Annotated in this window: 5 protein-coding genes and 1 pseudogene; 4 read left to right on the top strand and 2 right to left on the bottom strand. The window is 57.4% G+C overall.

The genetic code is table 11. The features are described 5' to 3' along the window. From ABX749_RS18155 to ABX749_RS18140, 4 genes are all read left to right on the top strand, one after another. Positions 1 to 697: TlpA family protein disulfide reductase (locus ABX749_RS18155; RefSeq protein WP_372897206.1), on the top strand; the 697-nt coding region annotated here is incomplete at its 5' end. A 182-nt stretch (positions 698 to 879) separates the two neighbouring features. After that, positions 880 to 1,800, top strand: a complete 921-nt coding sequence (locus ABX749_RS18150; protein ID WP_372897205.1) for a hypothetical protein — start codon at positions 880 to 882, stop codon at positions 1,798 to 1,800. A 6-nt stretch (positions 1,801 to 1,806) separates the two neighbouring features. Next, positions 1,807 to 4,176 carry a serine/threonine-protein kinase gene (locus tag ABX749_RS18145; protein WP_372897204.1) on the top strand — a complete coding sequence of 790 codons (2,370 nt, stop codon included), beginning with the start codon at positions 1,807 to 1,809 and terminating at the stop codon, positions 4,174 to 4,176. Positions 4,177 to 4,186: 10 nt separating this feature from the next. Further along, positions 4,187 to 4,771, top strand: coding sequence for an RNA polymerase sigma factor (locus tag ABX749_RS18140; protein WP_372897203.1), 585 nt, complete (start codon positions 4,187 to 4,189; stop codon positions 4,769 to 4,771). A gap of 15 nt (positions 4,772 to 4,786) precedes the next feature. Here the strand turns inward: ABX749_RS18140 and ABX749_RS18135 are convergent, their stop codons facing one another. Next, positions 4,787 to 5,638, bottom strand: coding sequence for a peptidase C39 (locus ABX749_RS18135; protein ID WP_372897202.1), 852 nt, complete (start codon positions 5,636 to 5,638; stop codon positions 4,787 to 4,789). Between the two features lie 268 nt (positions 5,639 to 5,906). Further along, a pseudogene (locus tag ABX749_RS18130) lies at positions 5,907 to 6,103 on the bottom strand (hypothetical protein); the annotation flags it as partial.

Below are 6,103 nucleotides of genomic sequence, written 5' to 3'. Positions count from 1 at the left end.
GATGATCAGCACCTGGAAACAAGAGGATCCGGCCGCGACCCAAGATCGAATTGAGAAAGTGTCAAAGAGGTTGGCCCGTTTCGCGATCAAGAATCGATCGGTGCAGGCGGCTCTTCGGCGGATCGAGCTTCACCGCGAACGAATGGCGGCTGCCAAGCCGGTGGCATCACTGGTCGGAAAACCCTCGCCCGATTGGGAGGTTGACGCCTGGGTCAACGTCATCGAGTTGGATCAGGAAGCACTCAAGGGCAAGGTCGTGTTGCTCGACTTCTGGGCCATGTGGTGTGGACCGTGCATTGCGACGTTTCCGCATCTGCGCGAGTGGCGCGAGGAATTCGCCGATCGCGGTTTCGAAATCGTCGGAGTCACACAGTACTATAACTTCAGATGGGACGAAGAAACCAAACGCGCCTCGCACGCGACCGAAGACGTCACGCCCGAAGAAGAACGCCAAACGCTCGCCCGTTTCTTGGAGCATCACGATCTCGAACATCCCGTTCTGGTGACGCCCGAAGGCAGCGAGATGTCCGGTGAATTTGGCGTCCGCGGCATTCCGCACGTGGTGTTGATCGACCGGCAAGGAATTGTGCAACTGGTCAAAACCGGTGCCGGACAAGCAACCGCCGACGCCATCCACGCCAAGATCAGCGAGTTGCTGGATGTCGACGAGGAAAAAGGGCAGGAGCAAGACAAGTAGGCGAGTGCCGCTTCCATTCAGCGTTTCCTGACGGCATTCACGGCGGTTCCGGCGACAGGAAATCGATCGCGTGACGGTGCTGAAAGAAAAATTTGATTTCTCGCGACAGGTGCGAGGGCTCCAGCGCCTTTAGTGACGCCCAGCCAACCATTCCGATGACACTCCGCCTGCCGATAGATCCCATGGTCAAGCCGTTCTGCATTACAATTCAGCTCTTTTTACTCGTCCTGGTGCTCGCTCCATCGCCTCTGATCCGTGGATTCGCCGACGAGGTGGACCCTCAACAGGCGATTTGGGACCAAACACAATCGCTGCTGCAGCGACGAGAGTATTCCTTGGCAATCGACCTGCTCGAAGACGGGTTGGACGACTCCGAACTGTTTCGCTACACGAGTCGGCTTCAGCAGGATCTGGATGCCGTCAAACGACTCCAAAAGCTCTTCGAATCGGTTGACTATGCTGTCCAGCGATTGCCGAAATCCACGCCGTTGACGGTCCTGTCGAGCGATTACCGCTTTGAGCGACCGGTGACAGAGACATCAGGCACAGCGCTTGTATTGACCAATTCACAGGGAGCCGAAGTGACCTATCCGCTCAGTCGACTCGATTCAGCGACTTGGCTTCAGATCGTCAAACCGGAGCTTGAGCGTTGGCCCGACAAGCAGTTTGTGACAGGCCTTTTTTTGGCATTCGACCGATATCCCGACACCCGTCTCGCCCGTGCCGAGTTGAATGCAGCTGCGGCGGACACGGGTCAGAATGTGACGGTTTGGATCAAACGGCTTGAGGATGCCGAACAGGTGCGAAAACAGAAAAGCCGTCCCGGCGGCGTCGAACCGTCGGCAAACGACCTGTTGCTCGGCAAGTGGTCGGTCGCCGTCAAGGGCGGACCACGTCTGGTTTGGGAGTTTCGACGTGGTGGGGCTGGGACGGTCTATTACAAGGGACGTCGTGAGCGAGCGACGTGGGAGCAGGAATCCACTGGTGTGTTTCGCTTCACCGGCCAACGTGGACAAACGGCGGTGATCGGCGTGGCCGGTGATCGGATCTTCGGCAAGTTGACCAATGGCGTTCCGTTTCGCGGCATTCGTCAAGCAAAGTAATTATCGATGACCGACGAAATAATTTTTGCGACCGGAGATCTACAGGTCACACAAGACACTTTGCGAGCCTTTGCGAAAGGACAGTTGGACGAAGCCGCGGAGCGAGAAGTCATGCTGTTGCTGGAGGCCCATCCAGAGCTTGCAGCCCAAGTCGCTGCCATCTCCGTCGACTCGGTGATCGCCAAGCTGCGGTCTCATCGACAAGTCGTGTCCAATCAATCCCTGTCGAGCCAGCTTTCCTGTCAAACGCCCGACGAAACGGAGTTGTTAGCCCCGCCACCGGGAGAGGTCTCCGAGATCCCGAGCGAGTTGTCAGCTCTGTCGGATTACACGATGCTTCGGGAAATCGGTCGCGGCGGGATGGGGGTCGTCTATCTCGCCCGGCACGTGCACACCGGCCGTAAAGAAGTGCTAAAGGTCTTGAACGAACGGTTGAATTCCAACAGCGAGGCTCGCAAGCGTTTTGATCAGGAAATCCGATGCATCGCGTCGATGAACCATGAGTCGATTGTTCGCTGCTACACCGTCAAACTGCTAGGCGATGCCGTGGTGCTGTGCATGGAGTACGTCCCGGGAAAGAATCTTTACCAGCTGATTGCAGACAACGGACCGCTACCCATCCAGTTTGCTTGTGGCGTCGCGATCAAAATCTGTCTCGGCCTGCAGCATGCAATGAACAACGGTTTGATTCACCGAGACATCAAGCCATCGAACATCATGATCCACAAGGCTGACGGGAAGATCAAAGCCAAGATTCTTGACTTCGGGCTCGCCCGATTAAGCACGGAGGGTCGTGGCCAAGAACGGAAACCCGACAGTGTCTTAACCGATGACGGAACGCTACTGGGCACGCTCGAATACATTGCTCCGGAACAGTGCCGCGACGCGGCATCGGCGGATATTCGATCGGACATCTATTCACTCGGTTGCAGTCTCTATCACATGTTGGCCGGTCATCCGCCCTTTTCAGGATCCACCGGCGAACTCGTGCTCGCCCATTCTCAGGCGACTCCGCCCGCGATCGATCTCCTTCGGCCCGAGGTTCAGAAACCCTTGGCCGAGATCGTCGCCAAAATGCTCGCCAAAGATCCCGACGAGCGTTATGCCACGCCGCAGCAAGTCGCCGAAGCGCTGAAGCCGTTTGCGGTGAAGTCGGCTTCGACCACCGCTGCTCTGGTTTCTCCCGTCCGGTCCGAAGAATCGATCGACACGGCCGTCGAACAACTCAACCAAGCGGATACCTCTGTCGAACTCAAGCCCGGTGCGGAATCGCAGTCCGACCCGCTGCGGAATCGTCCCCGCGGGAAGCTAAGGGTGGCAGTCGCTCTGTTCATCGCCGCGGTCCTCTATCTGGTCGCTCAACTGATCATCATCACACCGATGGGCACGGTCGTGATCCGCGACCTGCCTGACGGTGCTGTCGTGCTCGTCGATGGCCAGTCGGTGTCGGTCCGCCGTGAGGGCGGCGAGGGAACGATTCGTTTGAAACAGGGCGATCGCTTGATCACGGTCACGCTGACGGGAACGACGCTGCTGAAGACGCGGATTGAAATTCGTGCCGGCGACGCGGAAACACTCGAAGTGGATCAGGATGTCGCCGAGGCTGAAGTCGCTGCGGCAGTGGAGGCGATTGACGTCACCCCAGCCAGACTGCCGGATCTGCGAGACAAGCTCCCCTATCAAAGCAGCTTTATCAACCTGCTGGCCGGAGAAGCAGAGCTCTTGGCCAACTTCGACACCCATGGAGAAAAATACCGAATCGATCCGCAATCCGGCGCTGTCCATTTACTGGGCAATGACCGTTCGATGGAGATGCTCTCGCTGAAGCGAGACGACTTGAGGAACTTTCATTTAAGAATGGAGATCATGATTCGGTCCACCCATGAATCATCTAATTGGAATCAGCACTTCGTCTTGCGCGCCAGGCGAACTGGTGCGGACACAAACGGATGGCGGGTGATGCTGGGAGGCAATCGTCCGCACTCGGAGGTGTTGCACCAGGTCGCGCCGTTCGGACTGATGGGCATCAAGGTCCGGCCGTTTCCCGGCTATCCCTCAGGAATTATCGGCGTTCCGTTCTTTGACGAAAACCGACTGTCGTTTTACCAGGCGGCTCCCGAATCAAGCCTGAAACGCGACGAGTTTCACACCGTGGAGTACATTCTTCACGGCGCAACGGTCGAGGGTTTCCTCGACGGCCGCTTCGTTTTTTCGGCGAAAGATAAATTGGATCGCGCAGATCGCGGATCGATCGTCCTGTTCAAGTCTCCCCAGGTATCGGATTCGTTCCGCGAATTCTCGCTGCTCGAGTTAGGCGATGATGCGACGGCCGAGGCATACGCGAAATCCATGGCGTTGGCGTTGGCAAAGGACTAATAGCGGAACGATGCAAGAAACTTCAATCAGCCTGCTGAAGCGGATCGCCGATGAGGGGACCGACGACGACTGGCAACGGCTGCTGGAGATCTATCGGCCGTTCATGTATCAACGCATCTCGACATATCCTCTACTGGTCAGTCAAGCGGAAGATATTGTGCAAGAGGTGCTGATGGTGCTCGTGAGGGAGCTGCCGACATTTCAGCGGCAACGGACAGGTTCCTTTCGCGCGGTCCTGCGCGGGATCGTCCTCAATCAATTGCGGTACGCCATGCGGCGCGTCCAAAAGACACCGCTTGTGGCTGGACAATTCGACATGCTCACCGACCAGATCGAACAGCTTGCCGACCAGAACAGTCAACTCTCAGTGGAGTTCGACAGACAACACGACCAGTCCGTGTTTCGCCACGCCGCGAGCATTGTCAGAAACGAAGTCAAGACGAGCACATGGAACGCGTTCCAAAAACACGCGGTCGAAGGCAGAAATGCGAATGCGGTGGCCGAGGAATTGGGAGTGTCTGTCAACGTCGTCTTGCTGGCCAAAAGTCGGCTGACACGCAGAATTCGCGAAGAGATTCGCGGGCTCGTGGATTAGCTTGTCCTGACCGGCTCACTTGACGCGTAGGCCGGCACCGTGCCAGAGCACGTCCAAGTCGGCCGTGGACCATCGTTCGAGTCCCACCGAGGGGTCACCGATCAACAATCCGCCGGTCGGCGCTCGGCCGAGTGCCACCACCGAATGGCCCATCCCGGGAATCCAGCCCCATTGTTCGACGTAGCGACGATCATCGACGCCGTAGGGCAATTCGACGGCCAGCAAGACCGGCCAGTCGTCGTCGCTCAGCAGGTCATCGATCGTGCCATCGACGATTTCTAATTCACGACCGTTTTTCTCGGCGATCAGCTTCACGCCGCGGTACAGACCCAGTGTTGGTGTACCACTGGAATCGGTCAAACACAGCGGAATCATGTCGGACTCGCTCACATCGATCCTCTCCGCCCGAAACAACGTTGCCGCGGCAGCCGGGCTGCAAGTCGCCCAAGAGGTTTGCATCGCGACTCCGTTGTTCCAGCGATCGCCGCCAACCGGTGGCGGTCGCAGCGCGATCGACAGAAGCGGCCAGACGATCGCGGCCAGCGAGCCGGCGGCGAGTAGGACCGACATGATCATCCGCCGCCAAACGGTCATGTTCGGTAATCGCCAAGCCCATCCGGCTGCCAAGGCCGCAAAGATGGCGGCGATGTTCGTGTAAATGATGGCCGCCGATGAGGGAACAAACCGTGCCCAGAACAGTTGACCGGAAGCATAGAAAAGAAAGATCACCGTCGCCAGGACTGCGATCGCAAGACTTGCGGTCGTCCGTTGCCCTTTGTCTGAGTAGACGTACAGGCCTGCCAGCAAGCCGCTTGCGAGTGAGGCAACGGACATCACCACAATCGCGACGAAGAGATCAGTTGCCATCGGCCCGGTTCGGTAGGTGGAATTCGGTAGAGAAAAAATCGATTCGTTAAACTTAAAACAACGAACTGGATCGCGTCGTTTTTTCGACACGATCCAGTTCGATTCTGTCGTCGCCGTTTGCTCCACAAGCATTGCGAAAGAGACCTTCTTTCGCGGGAACGAACGGCGACACTCATTGAGTTCACGTCCTACATCAAAGTAGCTTCAAGTCGAGTGACGGGTGTCACCGCAAGCGATTCGAAACGGACGCTCGTCAAAGGGTTCCAGATCAGCTGGTGCTGGCACTGGAGTCGGGCATCTGTCGATCGATCTCGGTCGATTTGCCATCCTGCGTGATCTTTCGGGCCATCAAAACGACTCGATCGTTCACCTTCAGGGGGACGCCTTGTACCGTGATTTTCTCACCCTCGGTCAGTTTCGCCTGGCGGTTTTGGGCGGGTCCCAAGTCAACCATCATCGACTTTC

The organism is Stieleria sp. (assembly GCF_041595215.1).
GTDB classification, from domain to species: domain Bacteria; phylum Planctomycetota; class Planctomycetia; order Pirellulales; family Pirellulaceae; genus Stieleria; species Stieleria magnilauensis.
Note: the sequence above shows the minus strand (reverse complement) of the source record. Positions and strands in the feature narration are given on the sequence as shown.